Origin of the sequence: Mesorhizobium sp. M00.F.Ca.ET.216.01.1.1, assembly GCF_004010325.2 — a bacterium.
Lineage (GTDB): Bacteria > Pseudomonadota > Alphaproteobacteria > Rhizobiales > Rhizobiaceae > Mesorhizobium.
This window is the reverse complement of the sequence record NZ_SADR02000138.1, coordinates 1-431: the sequence shown is the minus strand read 5'-3', so window position 1 is coordinate 431 and position 431 is coordinate 1. Positions and strand designations below refer to the sequence as shown.

1 pseudogene is annotated in these 431 nt (G+C 73.5%); it reads right to left on the bottom strand.

From position 1 onward, the window contains the following. Positions 1–431, bottom strand: a pseudogene (locus EN859_RS40025) (SPOR domain-containing protein); the annotation flags it as partial.

Sequence of the window (431 nt, the reverse complement as noted above, 5' to 3'; positions counted from 1 at the left end):
ACGGTCGCCGTCGGCTGGGGGTCGGCCTGCCCTGCCGGCGCGACATGCTGCGGCGCCGGATCGGTCGGCTCTGCCGCGGCAACCTTCGGCGCGGCGGGAGCCGGATCCTCGCGCGGCACCAGCGAACCATCAGGCTTCACCATCATGGTCTTCACCTTGCGCGGCGCCACGGCGACGACATCCGCCTTGGCCTCGGACTCGGCATCCTGCTGCAGCACTTGGGCGATGCGGTCTTCGGACTTCGGCGCCGGAGCGGCGGGCTGGGCGCCTTCGGGCGCAGCCGCCTGAGCTTTGCCCGGCACCACCGCGTCCGGACCCGGCGCTGCTTCATCCGCGCCAGGCACTGCGGCCGCCCCCGGTGCTGCCGCTTCTGGGTTGGCGGCGGCGCCGCTGCCAGGAGCAGCATCGTTCTCGTCGGGGGAAAGGTCGAC